Origin of the sequence: Herbaspirillum sp. ST 5-3, assembly GCF_004804275.1 — a bacterium.
GTDB lineage: Bacteria > Pseudomonadota > Gammaproteobacteria > Burkholderiales > Burkholderiaceae_D > Noviherbaspirillum.
In genome coordinates, this window is the sequence record NZ_STGI01000017.1 from 17,163 (window position 1) to 42,078 (window position 24,916).

22 protein-coding genes are annotated in these 24,916 nt (G+C 61.9%); 8 read left to right on the forward strand and 14 right to left on the reverse strand.

Annotated features, from left to right (window positions below; all coding sequences use genetic code 11):
- Positions 1–2: 2 nt before the first annotated feature.
- Genes E6W33_RS23830 through E6W33_RS23840 form a run of 3 tightly spaced genes read right to left on the reverse strand, consistent with a single transcriptional unit; the run spans position 3 to position 1,222 of the window.
- The gene (locus tag E6W33_RS23830; protein ID WP_136419876.1) at positions 3–452 is read right to left on the reverse strand and encodes a DUF6691 family protein; all 450 of its coding nucleotides are present in this window, start codon (positions 450–452) and stop codon (positions 3–5) included.
- Between the two features lie 10 nt (positions 453–462).
- Positions 463–891, reverse strand: coding sequence for a YeeE/YedE family protein (locus tag E6W33_RS23835; protein WP_136419877.1), 429 nt, complete (start codon positions 889–891; stop codon positions 463–465).
- A 10-nt stretch (positions 892–901) separates the two neighbouring features.
- Positions 902–1,222, reverse strand: coding sequence for a metalloregulator ArsR/SmtB family transcription factor (locus E6W33_RS23840; protein WP_247869768.1), 321 nt, complete (start codon positions 1,220–1,222; stop codon positions 902–904).
- 77 nt (positions 1,223–1,299) lie between these two features.
- Here E6W33_RS23840 and E6W33_RS23845 point away from each other — a divergent pair, with 77 nt between their 5' ends.
- Entirely contained in the window at positions 1,300–2,160 is an 861-nt protein-coding gene (locus E6W33_RS23845; RefSeq protein ID WP_136419878.1) for an MBL fold metallo-hydrolase, read from the forward strand.
- A 192-nt stretch (positions 2,161–2,352) separates the two neighbouring features.
- Positions 2,353–3,009: a cation transporter gene (locus E6W33_RS23850; RefSeq protein ID WP_136419879.1), complete on the forward strand. Its 657-nt coding sequence runs from the start codon at positions 2,353–2,355 to the stop codon at positions 3,007–3,009.
- 62 nt (positions 3,010–3,071) lie between these two features.
- Here the strand turns inward: E6W33_RS23850 and E6W33_RS23855 are convergent, their stop codons facing one another.
- Positions 3,072–3,527 (reverse strand): DUF2244 domain-containing protein, encoded by a 456-nt coding sequence (locus tag E6W33_RS23855; RefSeq protein ID WP_136419880.1) that lies wholly within the window; start codon positions 3,525–3,527, stop codon positions 3,072–3,074.
- Positions 3,528–3,821: 294 nt separating this feature from the next.
- Here E6W33_RS23855 and E6W33_RS23860 point away from each other — a divergent pair, with 294 nt between their 5' ends.
- A complete protein-coding gene (locus tag E6W33_RS23860) occupies positions 3,822–5,495 on the forward strand; it encodes an AMP-binding protein (RefSeq protein ID WP_136419881.1) in 1,674 nt (557 codons plus the stop codon).
- A 28-nt stretch (positions 5,496–5,523) separates the two neighbouring features.
- Here the strand turns inward: E6W33_RS23860 and E6W33_RS23865 are convergent, their stop codons facing one another.
- From E6W33_RS23865 to E6W33_RS23890, 6 genes are read right to left on the reverse strand one after another with little or no spacing between them, the layout of a single operon-like run.
- Positions 5,524–7,518: a biotin carboxylase N-terminal domain-containing protein gene (locus E6W33_RS23865; protein WP_136419882.1), complete on the reverse strand. Its 1,995-nt coding sequence runs from the start codon at positions 7,516–7,518 to the stop codon at positions 5,524–5,526.
- A 38-nt stretch (positions 7,519–7,556) separates the two neighbouring features.
- The gene (locus tag E6W33_RS23870) at positions 7,557–8,726 is read right to left on the reverse strand and encodes an acyl-CoA dehydrogenase family protein (protein WP_136419883.1); all 1,170 of its coding nucleotides are present in this window, start codon (positions 8,724–8,726) and stop codon (positions 7,557–7,559) included.
- Positions 8,727–8,743: 17 nt separating this feature from the next.
- Positions 8,744–10,363, reverse strand: coding sequence for a carboxyl transferase domain-containing protein (locus E6W33_RS23875; protein ID WP_136419884.1), 1,620 nt, complete (start codon positions 10,361–10,363; stop codon positions 8,744–8,746).
- Complete coding sequence (locus E6W33_RS23880; RefSeq protein WP_136419885.1) at positions 10,363–11,235, reverse strand: SDR family oxidoreductase; 873 nt, start codon at positions 11,233–11,235, stop codon at positions 10,363–10,365. Before E6W33_RS23880 ends, E6W33_RS23875 begins: the two co-directional genes overlap by 1 nt.
- A gap of 31 nt (positions 11,236–11,266) precedes the next feature.
- Complete coding sequence (locus E6W33_RS23885; RefSeq protein WP_136419886.1) at positions 11,267–12,433, reverse strand: acyl-CoA dehydrogenase family protein; 1,167 nt, start codon at positions 12,431–12,433, stop codon at positions 11,267–11,269.
- A gap of 20 nt (positions 12,434–12,453) precedes the next feature.
- Positions 12,454–13,221 carry an enoyl-CoA hydratase/isomerase family protein gene (locus tag E6W33_RS23890; protein ID WP_136419887.1) on the reverse strand — a complete coding sequence of 256 codons (768 nt, stop codon included), beginning with the start codon at positions 13,219–13,221 and terminating at the stop codon, positions 12,454–12,456.
- Between the two features lie 331 nt (positions 13,222–13,552).
- On the opposite strand from E6W33_RS23890, the gene E6W33_RS23895 reads away from it, so the two are divergent.
- Both E6W33_RS23895 and E6W33_RS23900 read left to right on the forward strand, forming a co-directional pair.
- The gene (locus E6W33_RS23895) at positions 13,553–14,428 is read left to right on the forward strand and encodes a 3-keto-5-aminohexanoate cleavage protein (protein WP_136419888.1); all 876 of its coding nucleotides are present in this window, start codon (positions 13,553–13,555) and stop codon (positions 14,426–14,428) included.
- Between the two features lie 97 nt (positions 14,429–14,525).
- Positions 14,526–15,215 (forward strand): TetR/AcrR family transcriptional regulator, encoded by a 690-nt coding sequence (locus E6W33_RS23900; RefSeq protein ID WP_136419889.1) that lies wholly within the window; start codon positions 14,526–14,528, stop codon positions 15,213–15,215.
- Between the two features lie 18 nt (positions 15,216–15,233).
- Here E6W33_RS23900 and E6W33_RS23905 read toward each other — a convergent pair whose 3' ends face one another.
- Positions 15,234–16,373, reverse strand: coding sequence for a radical SAM protein (locus E6W33_RS23905; RefSeq protein WP_136419890.1), 1,140 nt, complete (start codon positions 16,371–16,373; stop codon positions 15,234–15,236).
- Between the two features lie 220 nt (positions 16,374–16,593).
- On the opposite strand from E6W33_RS23905, the gene E6W33_RS23910 reads away from it, so the two are divergent.
- A complete protein-coding gene (locus E6W33_RS23910) occupies positions 16,594–17,493 on the forward strand; it encodes a DMT family transporter (protein ID WP_136419891.1) in 900 nt (299 codons plus the stop codon).
- 204 nt (positions 17,494–17,697) lie between these two features.
- Positions 17,698–18,825, forward strand: coding sequence for an aminotransferase class V-fold PLP-dependent enzyme (locus E6W33_RS23915; RefSeq protein ID WP_136419892.1), 1,128 nt, complete (start codon positions 17,698–17,700; stop codon positions 18,823–18,825).
- A gap of 48 nt (positions 18,826–18,873) precedes the next feature.
- Here the strand turns inward: E6W33_RS23915 and E6W33_RS23920 are convergent, their stop codons facing one another.
- The 3 genes from E6W33_RS23920 to E6W33_RS23930 form a co-directional block, all read right to left on the reverse strand.
- Complete coding sequence (locus tag E6W33_RS23920; RefSeq protein ID WP_136419893.1) at positions 18,874–21,024, reverse strand: 3-hydroxyacyl-CoA dehydrogenase NAD-binding domain-containing protein; 2,151 nt, start codon at positions 21,022–21,024, stop codon at positions 18,874–18,876.
- Between the two features lie 12 nt (positions 21,025–21,036).
- Positions 21,037–22,239 (reverse strand): acetyl-CoA C-acetyltransferase, encoded by a 1,203-nt coding sequence (locus E6W33_RS23925; protein ID WP_136419894.1) that lies wholly within the window; start codon positions 22,237–22,239, stop codon positions 21,037–21,039.
- Positions 22,240–22,369: 130 nt separating this feature from the next.
- Positions 22,370–22,993, reverse strand: a complete 624-nt coding sequence (locus E6W33_RS23930; RefSeq protein ID WP_136419895.1) for a TetR/AcrR family transcriptional regulator — start codon at positions 22,991–22,993, stop codon at positions 22,370–22,372.
- Between the two features lie 205 nt (positions 22,994–23,198).
- Between E6W33_RS23930 and E6W33_RS23935 the strand changes: the two genes are divergently transcribed.
- Positions 23,199–24,878 carry an acyl-CoA dehydrogenase family protein gene (locus E6W33_RS23935; RefSeq protein ID WP_136419896.1) on the forward strand — a complete coding sequence of 560 codons (1,680 nt, stop codon included), beginning with the start codon at positions 23,199–23,201 and terminating at the stop codon, positions 24,876–24,878.
- Positions 24,879–24,916 lie beyond the last annotated feature (38 nt).

Here is a 24,916-nt window from a genome sequence, read left to right on the forward strand (position 1 = left end):
GGTTAGCGCAGGACCGATGCGTCGGGCGCAGCACCGCGCTGTCTGAATTGTTCGATGAATTCAAACAGGGCCATGCCGGCAATCATCGCAAGGACAAACAGCCATCCTTTGACGACCCCCGCGCCCAGCAATACCAGCCCCGGTCCCGGGCAGATGCCGGCCAGACCCCAGCCTATGCCGAACAGCAGATTGCCGCCGACGAGGCGCCGGTCGACGTGGTCCGCGTTCGGCAGTTGCATGGGCAGATTCAGCAAGGTCAGGGTCCTGCGCCGGGCAAACGCGAAGGCCACGAGGCCGACACCAATGGCGCCGGCCATCACCAGCGCAAGCGACGGATCCCAGTCGCCGGCGAGATCGAGGAAGCCGAGAACCTTCGCCGGATTGGCCATGCCCGCGACGATGAGCCCCAATCCGAACACCAGGCCGGCAATAAAGGAGAACAGGATGTTCATGCGTTCATCCTCACAGCAGGTGGCGCACGACATAGACGGTCGCAAAGCCGGCCGCCATGAACATCATCGTCGCGAGCAGGGAGCGCGGCGACAGGCGTGACAGGCCGCACACGCCATGGCCGCTGGTGCAGCCTGAGCCATATTGCGTGCCGATGCCGACCAGCAGTCCGGCCAGCAGCAGCACCGCCGGCCCGGTGTCGATGCGGATTTCCGGCAGCGGCGAAAACACCAGGTAGAGCAGCGGCGCCGCGGCCATTCCGGCAACAAAGGCAATGCGCCACAGAATATCGCCGCCGCTCGGCCGCAGCATTCCGGCCACAATGCCGCTGACACCCGCGACCCGGCCGTTGAAGAGCGCAAACAGGGCGCTGGCAAGGCCGATAAGCAAGCCGCCCGCCAATGCCGAGAGCGGCGTGAAATGCGTCCAGTCGATCGACATTGTTTTCTCCTTATTCCTGCGGACAGTACAAATCGTAGAGGGTGCCGAGCAGGGTCAGCACCTTTGGATCGACAACGGAGTAGTAGATCCGCTTGCCGTCGCGCCGCGTGTTGACCAGGTTTTCGGTGCGCAGCACACCCAGTTGCTGCGACAGGGTCGGCTGGCGGATGTCGAGCAGTTCCTCCAGTTCGCCGACCGATTTCTCGCCCTGGCTCAATTGGCACAACAAGAGCAAGCGATCTTCGTTGGCCAAAGTGCGCAGCAGCGCCGTTGCTTCCGTGGCCGCCGCATGCATGGAAGCGATGTCGATCAGCGTCGGATTGTCTTTCATGGCGTCTCCAGAATCTTCTTGACCTTGTCGGGCAGGGCGATAATATATCACTGAATATAATGTTTTCGGAGCAGCAGATGGAGCCGCGCATTGAGGCGTTTTTCGATAGCGTCACCGGGACGGTGAGCTATGTGGTGTATGACCGCCCGGGCGGACGTGCTGCGATCATCGACCCGGTGCTCGATTACGATCCCAAGTCCGGCCGCACTCGAACCAGCCGGGCCGACCGCCTGATGCAGTTTGTCTATGCGCATTCACTGACCCTCGACTGGATACTCGAAACCCACGCCCACGCCGACCATTTGTCTGCGGCGCAATACCTGAAGCGCCACATGGATGGAAAGGTTGCCATCGGCGAGCGCATCTGCCAGGTGCAGGCCGTGTTCAAGCGCCTGTTCAACCTTGACGAAGAATTCCGCGAGGACGGTTCGCAGTTCGATCATTTGTTTGCCGACAATGAAACCTTTCAGGTCGGAGCACTGACCGGGCAGGTCCTGTTCGTGCCCGGTCACACGCCTGCCGACATGGCCTACCGCTTCGGCAATGCCGTGTTCGTCGGCGACACCCTGTTCATGCCGGATGTCGGTACCGCGCGCTGCGACTTTCCGGGCGGCGATGCACGCACCCTTTATCGCTCGATTCGCAAGTTGCTGTCGCTGCCGACCGACACGCGGCTGTTCATGTGCCACGACTATCCGCCCGGCGCACGCCAGCCCGCATGGGAAACCTCAGTGGGCGAACAGCGTGCGCGCAATATCCATATCCGCGACGACATCAGCGAAGAGCAATTCGTGGACATGCGCCAGAAGAGGGATGCCGGCCTCGACATGCCCAATCTGATCCTGCCCTCGATCCAGGTCAACATTCGCGCCGGCAATGTCCCGCCCCCGGAAGGCAACGGGGTGAGCTACCTGAAGATCCCGCTCAATGCGCTCTGACCGGCGCATGACAACCTCGTCCAATGATCATCCGTGAATTGCATTGGACTTCATCGGAAGCACTGGCGTTCAATCAACAAGGCATGACGGAAAACTTGCCTTGTTGTTTTACTTTCCGGCATTTTTCAAACATTGCTTGACCCTGAACCCGCAGCATGGTGTGTAATGTCGGGAAAGGAAAAGGAGTCATCGATGTCGGATTGTTGTTCTGGAACATGTTCGTCCCAACCCCCTGTCGACCCACGCTATCGGCGCGTGCTCTGGATCGCCTTGTTCGTCAATGCCGCGATGTTCGGCGTCGAACTGGTGAGCGGCTGGTCGGCCGGGTCGGTATCGCTGCTTGCGGATGCGGTGGATTTCTTTGGCGACGCCGCGAATTACGGCCTCTCGCTGTTTGTCTTGTCCATGCTGCCGGTCTGGCGCTCGCGCGCCGCCCTGATGAAAGGGCTGACCATGGGAGGATACGGCCTCTTCGTGCTCGGCGCCTCGGTCTGGAATGCCGCGTCCGGCGTGCTTCCTGAACATATGACCATGGGCAAGATTGGTACGCTGGCCTTGCTCGCGAATCTGTTCGTCGCGGTGCTCCTGTTCGCCTATCGCAATGGCGATTCCAACATGCGTTCGGTATGGCTGTGTACGCGCAACGATGCCATCGGCAATGTCGCCGTCCTGCTGGCTGCGCTGGGCGTTTTCGGCACGGGTACCGGATGGCCGGATATCGTCGTCGCGACCGTCATGGGTGCACTGGGGCTGAGTGCCGCGCGTTCCGTCATTCGCCAGGCGCGCGGCGAAATGCGTGCATTCCGCTACCTCGATGCGGATATTTCAACGGACCGGCCCTCACGCTGAGATGGACTCGCAGGTTTCCCCGATTTGCGCGCCATCGCCCGCGTTCTGATGCAATATCCGGATTAGGCTGCGGGCCTGAACTCCCTGTTCAATTCCGCCCGCAATTCCAGCGCGACCTGACGGCGCCGCTCCTCGGTCACAAAGAGCCCGACCGCAATCCGGATCCCCTTGGCCTCGAGATTGATCAGATCCTGTGTGTCGTCGGGCGGCGCCACCCGCGTCCAGTACGGATCAAGCCGGATCTGCCGCACTTCGCCGGCAAGGCATTGCTCGATCAGCAGGTAACCGTCGTCAAGTGCGATGTGTTCGCGATCGGTGGCATGGCGCGCATAGTGGCAAAAAGCGCACGCTACGGCAGCCGATTCCAGCATGACAAATGCAAGCACATGCCATGCCCCGTGCCACAGGAACCATAGCGCGATCAGCAGCGACGCGAAGCAGGGCACGGCCAGCGCGATCGCCAGTTGGCGCGGCGCTAGCGAACAGTTGCGCTTCAACAGCCACTCGTGCTTGTTCATTCGAAAATCGCACCACAATCCGGCAGTGACGAGAGGTCACTGCCTTGCTGCAGGGAATACGCCGGACCGTTCCGCTTGCATTGTCCGGATAAGTTTTAGGATGCGTTTTTGCCAAGAAGTTCCAGGGCGGCGTGGGGTGTCAAGGGCGGGGCGCGCGAAGGGCAGCTCTCCCGGCGCATTAGACCGAAATCAACAACTCGCTGCATTCTTTCCAAACCATCAGTCAATCGATTGCTTTAATATGCGCCCGGCGTAGGATGTCTCCAAAAAACCTCTGCCCCGAAAGAGAGCGATATGGAGACGATCAAACCGTGGTTGAACGACTACCCGCCGGGTGTGCCCGAGCACATCGATCCCGCCGCTTGTGCATCGATCAACGTCATGTTCCGGACCGCGTGTCGCAAGTATGCTGACCTGCCGGCATTCACCAACATGGGGCAGACAATGACCTATGGAGAACTGGATCGCCTGTCGGGCGCGTTCGCAGCGTTTTTGCTGTCCTTGAACGGACTGAGGCGCGGCGAACGGATCGCGATCATGCTTCCCAATCTGTTGCAGTATCCGGTCGCGATGTTCGGCGCCTTGCGCGCCGGCCTCATCGTTGTCAACGTCAACCCGCTCTATACCGAGCGCGAACTCAAGCACCAGCTCAAGGATGCAGGTGCGCGCGCTATTCTTGTGCTGGAGAACTTTGCCGCGAAAGTGGAGACGGTGCTTCCGGCAACGGACCTCCGGCATGTGATCGTGACGGGCATCGGCGACATGTTCGATCAACCGAAACGGCTGATGACCAACCTCGCCGTTCGCCATGTAAAGAAGATGGTGCCGCACTGGCGCATCACGGATGCCATCCCGTTCCGCCGCGCGCTCGCCGCAGGGCAGGCGCTGAGCCTGCCGGATGCGGCGACCCGTGGCACCGACGTCGCCTTTCTTCAGTACACCGGTGGCACCACCGGCATATCGAAAGGTGTCGTTCTCACGCACGCCAACGTCATCGCGAATGTCCTGCAATGCAGCGCGTGGATAGGCAACACCTTACGCGAGCGAGAGGAAATCGTGCTCACGCCGCTGCCGCTGTACCACGCGTTTTCGCTGGTGGCGAATTGCCTGACCTTCATGAACTTTGGCGGACACAGCATCCTGATCACCAATCCGAAGGATCTGTCCGCCTTCATCAAAACCATGCGCGCCTACCCATGGACCGTCATGACCGGCGTGAACACGCTGTACAACGCGCTCGCCAATCAGCCCGGCTTCGGGCCGGACTGCGCCCGCGCGGCCAAGCTGTCGATCGGCGCCGGCGCCGCCATGCTGCGCCCGGTGATGGAACGCTGGATGGCGGCGACCAGGGCGGCAATGATCGAAGGTTACGGCTTGAGCGAGGCCACCGCCGGCGTCTGCATCAACCCCTTGCATCAGCCGCGCTGCGGCAGCGTCGGCATACCGCTGCCATCCACCGAAGTGCAGATCCGCCGCGACGACGGCAGCGTGTGCGCCTGCGGCGAGCCGGGCGAGATCCTGGTGCGCGGACCGCAGGTGATGCAAGGCTATTGGCAGCGCCCGGCGGAAACAGCGGAAGTCTTGTCCGCCGACGGTTGGCTGAAGACGGGCGACATCGGCACCATGGACGAGCATGGCTGGGTCACGATCACCGATCGCAAGAAAGACATGATCATCGTCTCCGGCTTCAATGTCTACCCGACCGAGATCGAAGCCGTCATCGCCGCGCATCCCGGTGTGCTGGAGGCGGCGGCGATCGGTGTGGCTGACGCGCACTCGGGCGAAGCGGTAAAACTCTTCGTGGTGCGCAAGGATCCCGCGCTGACCGTCGAGGAAATTCTCGCGCACTGCGACGTCAATCTCACGCGCTACAAGATTCCACGTCACATTGAATTCCGCGACGAGCTTCCCAAGACGCCGGTCGGCAAAATTCTGCGCCGGGAATTGCGCGAGACCTCACTGTCCTGACATGCTTCCGGTACATCAACCGCATCCCTCAGAATGCAGCGGAAATCTCCACCAATACCTGACCCGGCGCGACCTGGTCGCCAATCTGCACGTGCAGGCTCACGACTTCGCCGTCCAGCGGAGAAACGATGCTGTGCTCCATCTTCATTGCCTCGATCACGAGCAAGGCCTGCCCCGCTGTCGTACCCTCGCCATGCTGCACATGCACGGCGACGACCTGCCCGTTCATCGGTGCCGTGATGCGTCCGCTTGCACTGCCCGCCATATCGCGAACCGGCGGCGCGTAGGTAGTATCCCTGACGGTGTGTGCGATACCGTCGAAGGCAAAGTGAAGTCCCGCGTCCGTGCTCGCGTATGAGGCGCGGCAAGCGCGGCCATCGATCTGAAACGTCGCATCGTTCTCGCTCGACGCAGTGAGAACCACCTCGGCATCTTTACCATCTGCATCCATCTGCCAGCGGCCACCCTGCATGGTCGTCACGAGCACTTCAAGCGCCTCGCCGTCGAGCAGGAAGCGGCAATGCTGCGGATAGACGCAACTGCTTGACCAACCGTGCAGCTCTGCCGGATAACGCGGCTTCTCCTGCGTCCTCAGCCGCAGGGCGAGCAAGGCGGCAGCCAGGCACTTGACGACCGGTTCGCAAGGTGAGGCCGCACGGGCGGAGGCCGGGAAAAAAGTCTCGATGAATGCCGTCGTCGCATGACCGGCGGTGAACGCCGGATGGCGCACGCAGCGCGACAGGAAATGCCGGTTGGTCTTTAATCCGAGCAGGACGCACTCATTCAATCCATAGTCCAGCCTGCGCTGCGCATCGGCGCGATCGCTGCCATGCGCAACGAGCTTGGCGAGCATCGAATCGTAATAGGGCGATATCGTCAATCCGTTTTCCAATGCGTGATCGCAGCGCAGGTTGACCGGCGCTTTCCAGTACGCGATATCGCCGCTTTGCGGAAGGAAATTTTCGTTCGGGTCTTCGGCGCAGAGGCGCACTTCGATGGCATGCCCGCCTGTTGCCAGGCGTGCATCGATCTCGTCCTGATGCAAGGGCAGGGCGCCGCCCTGCGCGACCAGCAATTGCCATTCGACGAGATCGATTCCGACGACTGCTTCGGTCACCGCATGCTCGACTTGCAAACGTGTGTTCATTTCCATGAAATAGAAGTTGCCGTCGCGGTCAAGCAGGAATTCCAGCGTGCCCGCCCCCACATAGTCGATCGCTTTTGCCGCAGCCACCGACACCGCGCCCATCTGCGCACGCAATGCCGGCGTGACAACCGGCGAGGGTGATTCTTCGATCAGTTTTTGATGGCGGCGTTGCACGGAACAATCGCGCTCGCCCAAGTGCACGACATTGCCATGCTGGTCGGCGAATACCTGAATCTCGATATGGCGCGGCTCGACGATCGCCTTTTCGAGGATCAGCTCGCCGCTGCCGAACGCGTTCTCCGCTTCCGAACGCGCGGAATGCAAGGCTGCAATGAAATCCGCATCCTCATCGACGCGCCGCATGCCGCGCCCTCCGCCACCCGAAGTCGCCTTGATCATCACGGGATAGCCGATCAGCCTGGCCTCTTCCAGCATGCGCGCATCGGACTGGTCCTTGCCCAGATAGCCGGGCACACACGGTACGCCCGCTTCTTCCATCAAACGCTTGGCGCCCGCCTTGTTGCCCATGGAAAGAATCGACCACGCGGAAGGGCCGATGAAGCACAGTCCGGCTTCCATGCAGGCGTTGGCGAATTCCGGATTCTCCGCGAGAAAGCCATAACCCGGATGTACTGCCTGCGCGCCCGTGCGCCTTGCCGCGTCGATGATCGCCGCAATGTTCAAATAGGACGCCGAAGGTTGCGAAGCGCCGAGATGCGCCACGAGGTCGGCCGCGCGGACATGCGGCGCATTGCGATCCGCCTCCGAATAGACCGCCACGGTACGATAGCCAAGGCGGCGCGCACTGCGGATGACGCGCAAGGCAATCTCACCGCGATTGGCAATCAGGATGGTGTTGAATCGATGGGCTGTCATGAAGGGCTCACTTTGATCTGACTTGCGTTGCCGATGTGTCAAGCTCCGCCGGCCTTTCTCTTACCCGGCAGGATGCCCATGTACTTGCAGATGATGCCGAGCATGACTTCGTCCGCGCCGCCGCCGATCGAGGTCAGGCGGCCATCACGGAAAAAGCGCGACACCGGGTTTTCCCAGGTATAGCCCATGCCGCCCCAGAACTGCATGCAGGTGTCGGGCACGATACGCGCCAGCCGGCCCGCCTTCAACTTGGCCATCGAAGCCAGCTCGGTCACGTCCTGGCCTGCGATATACATTTCGCAGGCACGGTGCACCAAGGCCCGCAGGCATTCCACCTCGGTCTTGAGTTCCGCCAGCTTGAAGTGCACCCACTGGTTATCGATCAGCTGCATGTCGAACACACGGCGTTCACGCGCATACTCGATCGTCAGGTCGATGCAATTCATCATGCCCTGCATCGAGTTGGCGGCACCCCACATGCGCTCTTCCTGGAACTGCAGCATCTGGTAGATGAAGCCCTGGCCTTCTTCGCCGATCCGATTGCGCTGCGGTACGCGCACATCATCGAAATGGATCAATCCAGTGTCCGAGGAATTCATGCCGATCTTGCGGATCTTCTTGCCAATGGTGATGCCCTTGGTTTTCATCGGCACGACGATCAGCGACTTGTTCGAGTAGCGCGAGCCCTCCGAGGTATTGGCCAGCAGGCAGATCCAGTCCGCTTGCAGACTGTTGGTGATCCACATCTTGCTGCCGTTGATGATGTAGTCGTCACCGTCCTTGCGTGCGGTGGTCTTGATCGCCGCCACGTCGGAGCCGGCGCCCGGTTCGGACACGCCGACGCAGGCAACCGCATGGCCGCTGATCGCCGGCGCCAGGAATTCGCGGCGCAAGGCATCGGAACCGAAGCGCGCCAGTGCGGGCGTCGCCATGTCGGTCTGCACGCCGATTGCCATCGGCACGCCGCCGCACTTGATATGACCGAGCGCCTCGGCCATCGCCACCGAATAGGAATAGTCGAGGCCGAGCCCGCCATATTCGACCGGCTTGGACACGCCGAGAAAACCCTGTTCCCCCATTTTCCTGAACAACTCCCCGGCGGGGAAGATTTCCGCCTCTTCCCATTCGTCCACGAATGGATTGATCTCGTTGTCGATGAAACGCTTCACATTGCGCTTCAGTTCATTGTGTTCATGGGTGAATTGCATTGCAGTCTCCTGAATGGTTATGGGCGCGCCACGCCGAACTGCACCGGCCGCAAAGCGCGGCGGCGGCTTTCCTCGCAGACGGACAAGGTGAAGGCAAGCACCTTGCGCGTGTCGCGCGGGTCGATCACGCCGTCGTCGAGCAGGCGTGCCGAAATATGCGAAGCGCTGGTCTGCTTCTCGAAGGTATCGATCACCATCGCGCGCATCGCATCGATCGAATTCCTGTCCACTTCCAGGCCTTTGCGGCGCATGCTGCCTTCCATCACGATGGCCATGGTCGTCGCTGCCTGCTCCGGCCCCATCACGGCAGTGCGCGCATTGGGCCAGGTGAAGCAGAAATCCGGAAAGAAGCCGCGCCCCGACATGCCGTAATTGCCGGCGCCGAAGGATGCGCCGCAATGCACGGTGAGGCGCGGCACCGTGGCATTGGACATGGCCTGGATCATCTTCGAACCATGCTTGATCATGCCCGCCTGTTCGGATGCCTTGCCGACGATGAAGCCCGTCGTGTTCTGCAAATACACCAGCGGCGTACCGGACTGGCAGCAGGCCTGGATGAAATGGGTCGCCTTGTTCGCACCAGCGGGGTCGAGCGGACCGTTGTTGGTGATGATGCCGACGTGGATGCCGCAAATCGCCGCATGTCCGGTCAGGGTTGCCGGGCCATGATCCGACTTGAACTCGAGGAAATCCGAGCCATCCACCAGTCGCGCGATCACTTCGCGCATGTCGAGCGGTTTCTTGTGATCAGTCGAGGCGATGCCAAGCAGTTCCTCGGCATCGTAGCGCGGCGAAGCGTAGTCGACGTTGCGCGGCGGCAGATCGTGATTCCAGTCCAGTGCGGCCATCAGTTCGCGTGCGATACGCAGCGCGTCGGCATCATCTTCCGCCAGGTATTCGGCCAGTCCCGATGTCGTCGCATGCATTTCGGCGCCGCCAAGTTCCTCTTCCGTCGCCACCTCGCCGGTGGCCGCCATCAGCAGCGGCGGTCCCGCCAGAAATGCCCTGGCCTGCTGCCGCACCATCACCACGTAATCCGACAAGCCCGGCATGTAAGCGCCGCCGGCGGTGCTGGGGCCGTGCACCACGGTGAGTACCGGCAGGCCGGCGGCGGACAGACGTGCCAGCCAGTAGAAGCCGCTGCCGCCGAGAATGAAGGTCTCGACCCGGTAGTTGAGCAGGTTGGCGCCGGCGCTTTCCACCAGATGAATGAAGGGCAGCTTCTGGTCAAGTGCGATCATTTGCGCGCGCTGGAATTTTTCGACACCCATCGGCTGTACGGCGCCGGCATCAATGCCGGCATCGTCCACCACGACCATCGCGCGCACGCCGCTGACGAAGCCGATGCCCGCTACCGCGCCGCCGCCGGGGATCGACTTGGCGGGATCGGGCTTGTCGAGGCAGAAACCGGCCAGTGTCGACAATTCCAGGAAGGGCGCGCCGGGATCGAGCAAGCGCCCGAGCCGCTCGCGCGGCAGCAGCTTGCCTTTCTTTTCAAAGCGTTCGCGCGAGTCGGCCGACTTGTCACGCGTACGCTTTTCCAGCGCGCGCAATTCGTCGATCTGCGCGAGAAGCGCGGTGCGGTTTTTCTGGAAGGTCTCGCTTTGCGGAACGAGTCGCGATTCGATGGTCGGCATTATTCCTTCTCCCGATCTTGCAGCACCTTGGGAAGGCTGGCCAGGTGAAAGCCATTGAAAGGCTCCACCGTGCGATCCACGTCCAGCGGGAATCCCGGCCGCACGCCGGGCCGCCCGCCATCGACGCGCAACACCGCGCCATTGATGAAGGAGGCGGCGTCCGACAGCAGGAACACGATGGCGGCGGAAATTTCCGACTCGGTCGCCATGCGCTGCAAGGGCACGTGCTTGCCCGCCTGCAGAATGAGTCCTCTGACCTCGGGCGGGTACGCATCCAGTCCGGAGGAGGCGACATAGCCGGGGGCCACGGCATTGACGCGCACGCCGTATCTTGCCCACTCCAGCGCAGCGGTTTCGGTGAAGTTCACCATCCCGGCACGTGCCGCGCCGGAGTGTCCCATGCCGGGCATGCCGCCCCACATGTCGGCCACGATATTGACGATGGCGCCGCCGCTGTGCTGCATCGCCTGGTTCAGGCATTCGCGCGCCGTCAGGAAGCCGCCGGTGAGATTGGTCTGCACCACCGCTTCCCAGCCCTTGCGCGAAATGTCTTTCAACAGCGCGGGGAACTGGCCGCCGGCGTTGTTGACCAGCGCATCGATGCGTCCATGGGCGGCAAGGATATTGCCGATCAGTTCAGCGACCGCTTCCTCGTCGCGGATATTGCATGGATACGCGAAGGCGCTGCCACCGCTGTCCGCGATTTCGGTCGCGACGGTAGCCAGCTTTTCCGGCGTGCGGCCGACCAGGGCAACGATTGCACCAAGCGCGGCGAGTTCATGGGCAGTGCAACGGCCGATGCCGCTGCCGCCGCCGGTGACAATCACGACACGGCCCTTGAAGAGGCCGGGTCGAAAAACAGAGCGATACACGATACGTCTCCTTTAATTCTGTGCGCGGACCTCAGGCCCATCCAAGCTGGCGCGCCGCGAGTTCCGCAAGAACTTCCTCCGCGCCGCCGCCGATCATGTTCACTTTCACTTCGCGGTAGATGCGCTCCGATTTTGTGCCGCGCATGAACCCCATCCCGCCCAGGATCTGCACCGCGCTGTCGGCGCAGAACTGCATGGTTTGCGCGGCGAAGTTCTTCAGCATGCAGATCTGCGCAACCGGCGATTCGCCGCGTTCGATGCGCAGGGTCATGTCTTCGATCAGCGCGCGTGTGGCTTCGATGCGCGTCGCCATTGCCACCAGCTTGTGCCGGACCACCTGATGTCCGACCAGGCGCTTGCCGAAGGTGGTGCGTGTCGATGCCCATTCCGCCGCTTCGTCGAGACACACGCGGGAAAAGGCGTACGCCTGCCATGCAAGGCTCAGGCGTTCGCGATTGAAATTGGACATGAACAGGAAGAACCCGCCGTTTTCCTGGCCCAGCAGGTTCATGACCGGCACGCGGCAATTGTCGAAATGCAGCTGCGCCGTATCGGAGCACCACCAGCCCATCTTCTTGAGCGGCGTGCGTGTCAGGCCCGCCAGGCCCACCATGTCGCCTTCCACCAGCAAGGCCGACACGCCGCTTGCGCCGGGTCCGCCGGTGCGCGCCGCGACGGTGATGTAATCCGCTCGCATGCCCGAGGTAATGAAAGTCTTGCTGCCGTTGAGTACATAGTGATCGCCATCGCGCTCCGCGCGCAGCGCAAGATTCGCCACGTCCGATCCGCCGCCCGGTTCCGTCACGGCAAGCGCGCTGATCTTCTTGCCCGACAGGATCTGCGGCAGCACGCGCGCCTTCAGTTCGGGCGAGCCGCCGATGACGATGGGCGGCGCACCGATCGTGTGGCTGAAAAGGGAAGCGAGCAAGCCGCCGCTCGCGGTCCGTGCAAGTTCCTCGACAGCGATCATGAGGTGAAACAGATCGCCCGGCGTGCCGCCGTATTCTTCCGGAAATCCCATGCCGAGCAGCCCGAGTTCCGCGATGCGCCCGTACAGCGCACGCGGAAATTCCTCCGCCTCGTCCCAGGCATCGATGTTCGGCAGCAATTCCTTGTCGACAAAGCGCCGCACGGTCTCGCGCCATGCGCGATGTTCTTGCGTTTCGTGTGCCACGGATAAGGGCAGGCCTTGATACATGATTTCTCCCTTGTTTGGTTTTATCGCCCGCTCCAGTTCGGCGGCCGTTTTTCAAGGAACGCGCTCAGTCCTTCCCGGAAATCGTCAGTCAGCGTGAACAGTCCGATCTGGCTTTCGGTGAACGCCATCGAGGCTTCGAACGGCATGGCCTCGATCTGCTTGATCGTGTACAGGCCGCGCCGAATGGCGGAAGGGGATTTGTCGAGCAGACGCGCCAGCAGCCAGTCGAGCTTCGCGTCGAGATCGTCGTCGGCGAGGTGATTCACCAGCCCGAAGGACAATGCCTGCTCGGCGTCGATCGGCTCGCCGGTGATGCACATTTCGGTGAGCACGCGACGCGGCACCAGATGCTGAAGGACCGACAGCACCTGCGCCGGAAACACCCCGACCTTCACCTCCGGCAATCCGAAAATGGCGTTGCGCCCGGCCACCGCCATGTCGCACATCGACAGCAGTCCCATGCCGCCGGCGAGGCAGGCGCCGTTGACGCGTGCGATCAGCGGAATCGTGGAACGCCGTGCCTGGCGCAGAAGGTCTGCCAGCCACTGGTACGGCTCGGAATAGTCGAATTTGAAGGATGGTTCCTGCAGGTCGGCGCCCGAGCAGAATGCGCGATCGCCGGCGCCCGTCAGTACGATTGCGCGGACATCGCGCGAGGCGTTCGCGTCCTCGATCGCGCGGCGCAGGCCGCCGAGGACATTGGCGTTGATGGCATTGCGCCGCTCGACGCGATTGATGGTGAGCCGCATTACACGGTCGCGCACTTCCACCAGTAAATCCTCGTTCATGGAGCCCCCATTCAAGCTGTCGGTTTGAAGCGGATACTGCCGGATGCGAGATGGTCGAATGCATGCCGTCCCGCAACAGGGCGGGTGCACAAGTCCCGCGTCCTGCGGCCATCATAAATCAATCGCTTGCTTGAATCAAACGGGTTTTTCCGGTTTTTTCAGGACAAACGGTGACGACTGACATTTCTCAATCCCTTGCATCGCAACATGCGGGCCGCTGGTGATGAACGGCACTTTCCTCGAAGCTTGAGTAACAACAAGGATTGGAAAGAAGCGCCGGTTTAGGCTATATTCAAGCAAGCGATTGAATTTCGGATAACAAGGATCACGCATGAACCAGAAAGCCATCATTACCTGTGCACTGACCGGCGTCCTGACCGACCCCGAGCAGCATCCGGTTCCGGTGACGCCGGAGCAATTGGCGCGCGAAGCGAGGGCGGCTTTCGATGCCGGCGCCACCGTCATGCATGTCCATTTCCGCAACCAGCAGCCGGGCATGGGGCGGCTTCCGAGCTGGGAACCGGAAGTCGCCCGCGACGTTGCGCAGGCAATCCGCGAGGCCTGTCCCGGCGTGATCTTCAACCAGTCCACCGGCGTCGTCGGCCCCGACATCAGCGGACCGGTTGCCTGCATGCAGGCGATTCGTCCGGAGATTGCCGCCTGCAACGCGGGATCGCTCAATTACCTCAAGGCGACGTCGGCCGGAAGCTGGGCCTGGCCACCGATGCTGTTCGACAATCCGGTGAAGAAGATCGAGTCCTTCCTGCTTGCCATGCGCGAAGTCGGAGCTCTGCCGGAGTTTGAGTGTTTCGACGTCGGCATCGTGCGCTGTGTCGACATGTACATCAAGACCGGCCTGTACAAGGGACCGGTGCACACCAATTTCGTGATGGGCGTGGAATCGGGCATGCCCGCCGACCCCGCGCTGTTGCCGATCCTGATCGGCCTGCTGCCTGCCGGCAGTGACTGGCAAGTCACCGCCATCGGACGCGCCAACATCTGGCCGCTGCATCAATGCGTCGCCGAGCTGGGCGGCCACCTGCGCACCGGCCTGGAGGACACGTTTTATCTGCCGGATGGCGCCAAGGCGAACTGCAACGCACAACTGGTCGACGCCATCGCCCAGTGCGCGCGCAAGGCCGGCCGCGAGATTGCCGATGTCGAGGAGGCGCGGGCGATGATGGGGCTGCCTCCGTTCCGCGCTTGATGCAGGGAGGCGGGCAACAGACGGCTATGTATTCCGCGGGCATTGATCATTACAATAGGCATGTCTTGAAACACGCCAACTGCCGCGAGAAGAAAAAATGAGAAGCACGAAGAAGTCAGCCGCACCCGTCAAAGCATCGCCCAGGAAAACCGCAAAGGAAAAGACTCTGCCGGCGAAAGCCCGGCGAGTGGAGGCGCCCAGGGCCGACGAAGACAGCCGCCGCAATGAACTCATCGCGAAATCGGCGCGACTGTTCCGCGAAAAAGGCTATGATAAGACCACGGTGCGCGATATCGCGGCCGCAGTCGGCATCCAGGCGGGCAGCTGGTTTTACCACTTCAAGACCAAGCACGACATTCTGCTGGCGGTCATGGAACAGGGCATGACGCGTTCGCTGGAGGCCATCGAGGAGATCGTCGCGCAATCGCTGCCGCCGCGCGAAGCCTTCCACGCTCTCGTCCTCACGCACCTGAACACGCTCCTCGCCCCCAACAACGATTTCATTCCAGTGATCCTCTACGAAAGCCGCTCGCTGGACAAAACGGCGCGCGCAAGAATCGCAGTACTGACCAACCGCTATGAAGCCATCTGGGACAAGGTGATCGACGCACTGCATCGCTCCGGCGACTGGGCCATGCCGACCAGACTCGACCGGCTGCTGGTGTTCGGCGCGCTGAACTGGACCGTGCAGTGGTACCGGGCCGGTGCCGGCATCTCCATCGAAGAACTGGCGGAGCAGGCGGTGTCCTTCATCCTGCGCACGGCGCCGAAGACGAAAGGAAAATAGCCGCCTCCCACGCAGGGATCAGGGCATCACTTCCACGTATTCGTAGACTTCACAATTGGCGATAACGTTGCGCACCGCCAGCGGCGCCTTTGCATACCAGGCGTGCGGATCGTGCCGGTCGACTTCTTCGCCCAGAAATTTCACCAGCTCGCAAACTGGCTCTACCACCTTGCGGCGATATGCGTCGTCGCCCTTCACATAGGCGACATGCAGATTCTTCATGCAGTTGCCGCGGCAGAATGCATACGCGCTGCAGTCATTGCACGGCATGTCCGGATGTGGTTGCAGCGGGCTTCTCTTGAGCCAGTTGTCGGTCACGCTGCCGTGTTGCATGGCTGGATCGTCGGTCATGTCCGGGCACGGAAAGATCGAACCATCTGGCAACACGTTCAGAATGTGTGTCGATGCACGGCACTGGCTGTGTCCCGAATACAACTCGCGCGCCCGCGACGGCAGTACCTTGTTGCGCACCACGCCCATGATGGGGATGAACGGATAAACCGTGTCGTGGCTTGCGAAGAAACGATCGACCAGGTGGCTCAGCACGCGGCGCTTCTTGTCCATCGCCTCTGCCGAATACGCGCTGTCGCTCTGCACGAATTGCCAATAGATGTAGTCGAAGCTGTGGCGCAGTGCGTCCAGTTCTTCAAAGCTGGTCTCTTCACTGCTCCAGGTCACGCGCGCAGTGAGCGTGCCGCCGAGCCGGCCGCGTATGCCTTCCACACGATTGAGCACGCGACGGTACACACCTTTTCCGCGATAGCCGTCGGTGATCTGCTCGCCGCCATCGACCGAGACCAGCACATTGGACAGTTTCGCGAGAATGGCTTCGGGCAGGCGGTGCAGCAGCGTGCCGTTGGTTTGCAATTGATAGCGGAAATTCGGGTAGCGCTGCATCACCTCGTCGATGAATGCGACGTTCAGAGTCGGCTCGCCGCCATAGAACGTCACGACCTTTTCGTGTTCATCGAGATGCGTGCGGATGAACTTGTCCAGCGCGTCGAGCGAATAATTGACCTTGCCCTGAGAGTTCACCACGCTGCTTTCGGAACAGTAGCTGCACTTGAGGTTGCAGCGCAAGGTGGTGAACAGCTGCAGTTCAACGCGGCTGCCGATGATCGGATGCGCTTCGGTGGCGGAAGAGGGAATGGCATTCATATTGTTGTTGTGCGGTTGAGAGCGAGAGCGGCATTATCGTCCACGTCGGTTTTGCGTCCTATACGGCGTTTGTCTGTCAGTCCGATGTGGTGTCGTCGCCGATTCTCCCCGTCACTCCCGCCTGGCCCGGAAACGCAGGCATTCCCGATTTTGGATATGATGCTTCCCTTGACGCCATTCTCCGGCGCCGTTCGCAGCACCTACTTGGCCATCGCCGCTTATGCATTCCAGAATGACGCCTTCCACCGCCATCTTGCTCACGATTCCGCCGCTGCTTTGGGCGGGCAATGCGGTCGTCGGCCGCATCGTGCACACCTGGGTGCCGCCCATGACGCTGAACTTCCTGCGCTGGGCGATCGCGCTGGTCATTCTGCTGCCGTTCGCCAGCTTCATTTTCCGTCGCGGCAGCGGTTTGTGGACATCATGGCGCCGCTTCGGCCTGCTGGGGCTGCTGGGCGTCGGGCTCTACAACTCGCTGCAGTATCTGGCGCTGCAAAGCTCCACGCCGATCAATGTCACGCTGGTGGCGGCCAGCATGCCGGTGTGGATGCTTCTGGTCGGAGCACTGTTCTTTCACGCCAGGGTGACGGGCAAGCAAATCGTCGGTGCGATCCTCTCGATTGCCGGCGTGCTGCTGGTACTCAGCCGTGGCGATTGGCATCAGTTGCTGGCGATGCGCCTGGTCGCCGGCGATATCTTCATGATGCTGGCCACCATCTCCTGGTCCTTCTACAGTTGGTTGCTGACGCTGCCGAAAGACCCGAAGGAGATTCGCGCCAACTGGGCGGCCTTCCTGCTTGCGCAGGTGATCTACGGTCTGATGTGGTCCGGCGCATTTGTCGCGGGCGAATGGGTGGTCAGCGACGCGCGGATACTGTGGAGCTGGCCGCTCGCTGCAGCGCTGCTGTTCGTCGCGGTCGGCCCGGCGGTGATTGCATATCGTTGCTGGGGTACCGGCGTGCAGCGCGCAGGGCCAGGCATCGCCGGCTTCTTCAGCAATCTCACGCCCTTGTTCGCGGCCGTGATGTCGTCGGCATTCCTGGGCGAAATGCCGCATCTTTACCATATGATCGCCTTCGGTCTGATTGTCGGCGGCATTGTATTTTCGTCACGGCGTTGAGCTGACCGTTTCCTCCTGCGGTAAAGCCCATGACGGGAGCGCGGGTTTGCGTCGCAATTGACGCAGATCATGCGCTTGCTCGCTCCGCATTTTCCTTCGCGCAAGCCACAGCAAGTTACAAGCGCGTTCCGGTAGAATGAATCGTGGCAGTTCGCCCACAAGGCGAACCGGCCGATTTTTTCCCATTCTTTTCAGGAGGTGAGCGTGCCCGGTTTACTACCCAATGTTGATCGCGATGGACTTCTCGAATACTCGGTCGTTTATACCGACCGCGCGATAAACCACATGTCTCAACTCTTTCAAGGCGTCATGCGCGATATCTCCGCGACCTTGAAAAAAGTCTACAACGCGAAGTCCGCCGTCGTCGTTCCCGGCAGCGGCACCTTCGGCATGGAAGCCGTCGCCCGGCAGTTCGCGACGAACAAGAAATGCCTCGTCATCCGCAACGGCTGGTTCAGTTTCCGCTGGACGCAGATTTTCGACATGGGCAGCATTCCCGCATCGTCCATCGTCCTCAAGGCGCGTCCGGTGGAGGCGGGGCGGCAAGCGGCCTTCGCGCCGGCGCCGATCGAGGAAGTGGTCGCCGCGATCCGCGAGCACAAGCCCGATCTCGTTTTCGCGCCGCACGTGGAAACCGCGTCCGGCATGATCCTGCCCGATGCCTATCTGCGCGCCGTCGCCGACGCTGTGCATTCCGTGGGCGGCATGTTCGTGCTGGATTGCATCGCCTCGGGCGCGATCTGGGTTGACATGCAGGCCAACGGCATCGACGTGCTGGTCAGCGCTCCGCAAAAAGGCTGGAGCGCCTCTCCCTGCTGTGCGCTGGTGATGATGAGCGAGCTCGCACGCGAGCGGATCGAGTCGACCACCAGCACCAGCTTCGCCTGCGATCTGCGCAAATGGATGCAGATGATGGAGGCCTACGAGAACGGCGGCTTTGCCTATCATGCGACGATGCCGACCGACGGCCTGGCGACGCTGCGCAATGTAATGAAGGAAATGGACGCCTACGGCTTCGACAAGATCCGCGCCGAGCAGCAGGAATTGGGCGACAGGGTGCGTGCGCTGTTTGCCGGCAAAGGGATCAAGAGCGTTGCCGCCGAAGGATTCCAGGCGCCGGGCGTGGTGGTCAGCTACACCGACGATGACGACATCAAGACGGGCAAGAAATTCGCCGAGGCCGGCTTGCAGATCGCGGCGGGCGTTCCCCTGCAATGCGATGAGCCGGCGGACTTCAAGACCTTCCGTCTCGGCCTGTTCGGCCTGGACAAGCTGCACAACATCGACCGCAGCGTGGACGCCATCGCGAAGGCGCTCGATCGTATCCTGTAATCCGCTCAAGTGCGTTGCGCCGGGTCGTATCCCCCGGCGCAACGCTGTTCAGAACGGCGCGTTGTCCCGTGCGTGCGACTGCAGCAGTGAAGGCGGAGCGAAACGTTCGCCGTAAAGCCCGCGCAATTGCTCGGCACGCTCGGCGAACTTCTTCACGCCGACGTGATTGACAAACTGGATCGCGCCGCCGGTCCAGCCCGGGAAGCCGATGCCGAAGATCGAACCGATGTTCGCATCGCGCGTCGATTCCAGCACCTTCTCCTCCAGGCAGCGGAGAGTCTCGATGCTCTGGATGTACAGCAGCCGGTCACGCACATCCTCATACGGAATCGTGACATCCTTCTTGCCGAAGAGTTGTCCCAGTTGCGGCCACAGATATTTTTTTCCGCCGTTCACCGACGGATCTTTCGGATACTCGTAGAAACCGGCGCCCGCCGCCTTGCCGCAGCGCTTGAACTCGTTCACCATCCTTTCCACGATGACCGTCGAGGGATGCGCGACAAAGGGTTTGCCCTCGGCAGCGTAATCGGCGCGCATCTGATTGGTCACATGCAGTGACAGCGTCAGCGACACTTCGTCCTGCACCGCGAGCGGGCCGACCGGCATGCCGACCGACAAGGCCGCGTTCTCGATCAGCGCCGCCGGCAAGCCTTCGCCCAGCATGGCGATGCCTTCGTTGACGAAGGTAGCAAATACCCGGCTCGTGAAGAAGCCGCGCGAATCGTTGACGACGATGGGCAGCTTGCCGATCTGCTGCACGTAGTCGTAGGCTCGCGCCAGGGTTTCGTCCGAAGTCTTCGCGCCACGGATGATCTCCACCAGTTGCATCTTGTCGACCGGCGAGAAGAAATGCAGGCCGATGAAGCGCGAGGCGTCGGAGAAGGCGTTCGCCAGTCCGGTGATCGGCAGGGTGGATGTGTTCGACGCCATGATGCCGCCGGGCGCCATGAATTGTTCGGCTTCCCGCGTCACTTCAGCCTTCAGTTCGCGTTTCTCGAAAACCGCTTCGATGATCAGGTCGCATCCCGCGAGGTCGGCTGCGCTGGCGGTCGGCTGGATCCGGCCCAGCGTCTCGGCCGCCTTTTCCTGTGATGTGCGGCCCTGGCGTACGCGTTTCTCCAGCAGCTGCGCGCTGTAGGACTTGCCTTTCTCCGCCTGCTCGGCACTCACGTCTTTCAGCACGCAGGACACGCCCTTGGTGGCGTTCGCCCACGCGATGCCGGCGCCCATCATGCCGGCGCCGAGGATGCCGACCTTGCTCGCCTTCCATTTCGGAATCTCGCGCGGACGGCTCTTGCCTGCGCTGATTTCCTGCATCTGGAAGAAGAAGGTGCCGATCATGTTCTTCGCCACCTGTCCGGTCGCAAGCTTCGTGAAGTAGCGGCCTTCGATCACCAGCGCATTGTCGAAATCCACTTGCGCACCTTCGACCATGGCGCAGAGAATCGCTTCGGGCGCCGGGTAGTTGCCGCGCGTCTTCTCGCGCAACATGGCGGGCGCGACCATTTGCATCGGCATCAGCTTTGGGGTGTTGGGCGAACCGCCCGGCATCTTGTACGTGTCGCTGTCCCATGGCTGCCTGGCATCGGGATTGGCGAGTATCCAGGCACGCGCCTGCGCCATCAGCTCGGCCGTGTCTTTCGCCAGTGCGTACACAAATCCTTTGGCCAGCGCTTCCTGCGGTGAAACGCGCTTGCCCTCGACGAGATAAGGCATCGCTTCCTGCAAGCCGAGCAAACGGACCGTGCGTATGACGCCGCCCGCGCCGGGCAGCAAGCCAAGCGTCACTTCAGGGAATCCGAACTGGATGCGCGACTGGTCGAGACTGATGCGGTGATGGCAGGCCAGCGCAAGTTCCAGGCCGCCGCCGAGCGCACTTCCGTTCAATGCCGCGACAACCGGCCGGCCCAGCTTTTCCAGCCGGCGCAACACGGCCTTGTTGCCTTCAACCATGCGGAAGCATTCATCGGCGCGATCCGCAGGAATGGCGATCAGTTCCCTGAGATCGCCGCCCGCGAAAAAGGTGTCCTTGCCGGAAGTGATGATCACGCCCTTGATCGCGTCGCGTTCCTTTTCCAGGCGCGCCACCGTGTCGGCGAGCGCTTGCTGAAATGCCGCGTTCATCGTATTGACCGGCTGCCCCGGCATGTCGATGGTCAGGGTAACGATGCCGTCCGCATTTGCCCATTGGATGCTCATGTGCTATCTCCTTTATACGCGCTCGACAATGGTGGCAATGCCCATGCCGCCGCCCACGCACAATGTGATCAACCCGCGGCGCAGCTTGCGGGCCTCCAGTTCATCGATCAGATTGCCGAGCAACATGCATCCCGTCGCGCCCAGCGGATGGCCAAGCGCGATGGCGCCGCCATTCACATTGATCTTCTCTTCCGGAACCTTGAGGTCTTTCATGAAACGCATCACGACCGCAGCGAAGGCTTCGTTGACTTCGAACAGGTCGATATCGTCGATGTCCAGGCCGGCTTTCTCCAGCGCCTTGCGCGTAGCAGGCGCCGGGCCGGTCAGCATGATGGTGGGATCGGTGCCGGTGACTGCGGCGGCAACGATGCGCGCACGCGGCTGCAGTCCGAGCCGCTTGCCGATGGATGCATTGCCGATCAAGGCGAGGGCCGCGCCATCCACGATGCCGGACGAATTGCCGGCGGTATGCACATGCCGGATGCGTTCCACCTGCGGATACTTGCGAATCGCGACACTGTCGAAGCCCATCTTGCCCGGCGCTTCGAAGGAGGACTTGAGCGAGGCAAGCGTATCCATCGTGGTCTGCGGTTTGATGAATTCATCCTCGGCCAGCACCACAATGCCGTTCTGATCGCGCACTGCACGTACCGATTTGAAACGGCCGGCCGCGCGTGCCGCCGCTGCCTTTTGCTGCGAGCGCAATGCGAAGGCGTCGACGTCTTCGCGCGAGAATCCTTCCAGCGTGGCGATCAGATCCGCGCCTATGCCTTGCGGCAGGAAGTCGGTCGCGAAACTCGTCTCCGGATCGGCTGCCCATGCGCCGCCGTCGGAGCCCATCGCGACACGTGACATCGATTCGACGCCGCCGGCCACAACCAGCTCTTCCCATCCGGAGCGCACCTTCTGCGCTGCCAGGTTGACCGCCTCCAACCCGGATGCGCAAAAGCGGTTCAACTGCACACCCGCCGCTTTCCAGTCCCAGCCGGCGGCCAATGCGGCGGTCTTGGCGATGCATGCGCCCTGGTCGGCCACCGGGGTGACGCAACCGAGTACGACATCATCGACCAGCGCGGTATCGAGTTGATGGGTACGCTGCATATCGTGCATCAGGCCGGATAGCAGGCTTACCGGCTTGACGGAATGCAAGCTGCCGTCTTTTTTTCCTTTTCCGCGCGGCGTGCGGATGGCGTCGTAAACGAATGCGTCGGTCACGGTGGTCTCCTATGAATGGACCGCTCAATCATAGGTCTGTGCGTTTTTTAAAGCAACCGCTTGGTTGGTGGGGGCGCTCTAATGCCTCGCGGAATGTGGTGCTTCGGGAGGAAATACGTGGATGGTGCGTTCAGTCCGGCGTCTTCATCGCCACCGCCCGCAGGCAGAAGGACTGGATCGACCGGATCAGCTGCTTCTCCTCGATGAGAGGCGGGAGCCCCTCTTGCCAGGTGAGCGGCCCGACCAGCGCTTCCGCAATCACGCCGACCAGCGCCGCGGCGCTGACGGATGCATCCTGCGCCGGGAAGTCGCCGCAACGAATGCCGTCTTCCACCACCTGCTGAAAGATTTCCGCGTACGCACGGCGGTAATGCAGGCGCTCGGCATCGACCAGCGCATCCACCGGCTCGGCGATCAGTGCGAAGGCGAGACGACGCGAATGGATGGCGCGCTTGGCGAAGGCATAGATCGCCTCCAGCAAGCGCTGCGCAGGCGGGCCTTCGCGCAAGGCTGTTTCCCGCACGATGTCCACTTCCTTCTGTGTCGCCAGCCGGAAGAGCTCCGCGCAGAGTTCGGCCTTGGAGCTGAAATGCATGTACACCGCGCCGGTTGCTACGCCGGCCCGCTGCGCAATGGCATTGATCGTGACCGCTCCGAAGCCGCCCTCCGACACAAGTCGCAGCCCCGCATCGAGAATGCGTTGCCGCTGAGCCGCTTTGCGCGCCTCGGTTTTTGCTGTTGGCCGGTAAGCCATGGAAGCGGGTCTTTCTAGTGAATCCGCGGCCAGTGTAACCGACGGAAACTTGCCTGGACAAGCGGCGGTTGACAGAAAAGGACGAGCGTGATTAACTTGATTTTAATAGTATGAATTCAAGTTCATATTTTCATTTAGGAAACATTTTCCCATACCTGCGGCGAGCATGAGCGTGGCCGTCGCGCTTTTTCTGGAGCGTGCGTCAATGAACGACATCAAATTCAAATCTTCCTATTTCGCGGAGACCCACGAAGTCGAAAACCAGCCGCAGCCGCTGCAGGACTACAACGTGTACGCGCAGGACCAGGCCCTGCGTGAAGCCGTCGCGCGTGAAGATGCGGCATGGGCCGAGAGCGAGCTGCAAGCCTTTGGCGCCCTGGCCGGCTCGCAGGAAATGATCGAACTCGGCTTCCAGGCCAACGAGAACAAGCCCGTGCTTCACACCCACGACCGCTACGGCCGGCGCGTGGACGAGGTTCGTTTTCATCCTGCCTATCACCGCCTGATGCGAACCTCGATCGAGCACGGCCTGCATTCCTCGCACTGGACCCATCCCGGCCCCGGCGCGCAAGTCGCGCGTGCCGCCAAGTTCTACATGCAAAGCCAGGTCGAGGCCGCGCACTGCTGCCCGATCACCATGACCTCCGCCGTGATCCCGGCCTTGCGCCTGCAGCCCGATGTCGCCGCGCAATGGGAAGCGAAGATCCTCGCGCGTCACTACGACTACCGCAACGTCCCGGCCGAGCAGAAGCAGGGCGTCACCATCGGCATGGCGATGACCGAAAAGCAGGGTGGCTCCGACGTGCGCGCCAACACCACGCGCGCCTACCCGGTCGGCGCAGAAGGGCCGGGCCAGGCCTACGAGCTGGTCGGGCACAAATACTTCGTTTCCGCGCCCATGTGCGACGCCTTCCTGGTCCTCGCGCAAGCGCCGGGCGGACTGTCCTGCTTCCTGCTGCCGCGCTGGCGGCCTGACGGCAGCAAGAACGCATTGCAGCTTCAGCGCCTCAAGAACAAGATGGGCAATGTCGCCAACGCCTCCAGCGAAACCGAGCTGCGCGGCGCATGGGCGGTGATGGTCGGAAAAGAAGGGCGCGGAGTCGCCACCATCCTCAAGATGGTCTCGATGACACGCTTCGACTGCATGATCGGCTCCTCCGGCGGCATGCGCCAGGCAGCGGTCCAGGCACTGCATCACTGCGCGCATCGTTCCGCCTTCGGAAAGCTTCTGTCGCAACAGCCCTTGATGCAAAACGTGCTGGCCGACCTCGTCATTGAAACCGAAGCCGCGCTCGCGATGACCATGCGCATCGCCGGCGCACTCGATAGAGGCGAGGCGAGCGAGACGGAAAGATTGCTGGTGCGCGTCGGGACCGCAGTCGGCAAATACTGGATCTGCAAGCGCACGCCGGGTCACGCTTATGAGGCGATGGAATGCATCGGCGGCAGCGGCGTGATGGAAGACTGCATCATGCCGCGCCTGCTGCGCGAATCGCCGGTCAATTCGATTTGGGAAGGCAGCGGCAACGTCCAGTGCCTGGACATGCTGCGCGCCATGGGCCAAAGCCCGGAATCGGTCGACGCCTTCATGAACGAAGTCAGCCGTGGTGCAGGCGCCGACAAGCGCCTCGACCAATACATCGCGAACATGCAGCGCGAATTCGCCGATCTCACCGACCTCGAATACCGCGCCAGGCGCGTGGTGGAGAAAATGGCGCTGGCGTTCCAGGGCTCGCTGCTCGTTCGCTACGGCAATCCGGCGGTGGCGGACGCGTTCTGTGCTTCCCGCCTGTCGGCCGACAGCAGCGGTTTTGTCTATGGTGGATTGCCGCGCGGCGTGGACTGTGAGACGATCGTCAAGCGTGCGTTGCCGATGGCCGAGTGAGATGCTGGCGACGCCGCCCGAACACGGGTTGGCGGTGC

Bases quoted from the DNA above. Each gene is read 5' to 3' on its own strand.
- E6W33_RS23830 (WP_136419876.1), bottom strand. From the start codon at position 452: ATGAACATCCTGTTCTCCTTTATTGCCGGCCTGGTGTTCGGATTGGGG.
- E6W33_RS23835 (WP_136419877.1), bottom strand. From the start codon at position 891: ATGTCGATCGACTGGACGCATTTCACGCCGCTCTCGGCATTGGCGGGC.
- E6W33_RS23840 (WP_247869768.1), bottom strand. From the start codon at position 1,222: ATGAAAGACAATCCGACGCTGATCGACATCGCTTCCATGCATGCGGCG.
- E6W33_RS23845 (WP_136419878.1), top strand. From the start codon at position 1,300: ATGGAGCCGCGCATTGAGGCGTTTTTCGATAGCGTCACCGGGACGGTG.
- E6W33_RS23850 (WP_136419879.1), top strand. From the start codon at position 2,353: ATGTCGGATTGTTGTTCTGGAACATGTTCGTCCCAACCCCCTGTCGAC.
- E6W33_RS23855 (WP_136419880.1), bottom strand. From the start codon at position 3,527: ATGAACAAGCACGAGTGGCTGTTGAAGCGCAACTGTTCGCTAGCGCCG.
- E6W33_RS23860 (WP_136419881.1), top strand. From the start codon at position 3,822: ATGGAGACGATCAAACCGTGGTTGAACGACTACCCGCCGGGTGTGCCC.
- E6W33_RS23865 (WP_136419882.1), bottom strand. From the start codon at position 7,518: ATGACAGCCCATCGATTCAACACCATCCTGATTGCCAATCGCGGTGAG.
- E6W33_RS23870 (WP_136419883.1), bottom strand. From the start codon at position 8,726: ATGCAATTCACCCATGAACACAATGAACTGAAGCGCAATGTGAAGCGT.
- E6W33_RS23875 (WP_136419884.1), bottom strand. From the start codon at position 10,363: ATGCCGACCATCGAATCGCGACTCGTTCCGCAAAGCGAGACCTTCCAG.
- E6W33_RS23885 (WP_136419886.1), bottom strand. From the start codon at position 12,433: ATGTATCAAGGCCTGCCCTTATCCGTGGCACACGAAACGCAAGAACAT.
- E6W33_RS23890 (WP_136419887.1), bottom strand. From the start codon at position 13,221: ATGAACGAGGATTTACTGGTGGAAGTGCGCGACCGTGTAATGCGGCTC.
- E6W33_RS23895 (WP_136419888.1), top strand. From the start codon at position 13,553: ATGAACCAGAAAGCCATCATTACCTGTGCACTGACCGGCGTCCTGACC.
- E6W33_RS23900 (WP_136419889.1), top strand. From the start codon at position 14,526: ATGAGAAGCACGAAGAAGTCAGCCGCACCCGTCAAAGCATCGCCCAGG.
- E6W33_RS23905 (WP_136419890.1), bottom strand. From the start codon at position 16,373: ATGAATGCCATTCCCTCTTCCGCCACCGAAGCGCATCCGATCATCGGC.
- E6W33_RS23910 (WP_136419891.1), top strand. From the start codon at position 16,594: ATGCATTCCAGAATGACGCCTTCCACCGCCATCTTGCTCACGATTCCG.
- E6W33_RS23920 (WP_136419893.1), bottom strand. From the start codon at position 21,024: ATGAGCATCCAATGGGCAAATGCGGACGGCATCGTTACCCTGACCATC.
- E6W33_RS23930 (WP_136419895.1), bottom strand. From the start codon at position 22,993: ATGGCTTACCGGCCAACAGCAAAAACCGAGGCGCGCAAAGCGGCTCAG.
- E6W33_RS23935 (WP_136419896.1), top strand. From the start codon at position 23,199: ATGAACGACATCAAATTCAAATCTTCCTATTTCGCGGAGACCCACGAA.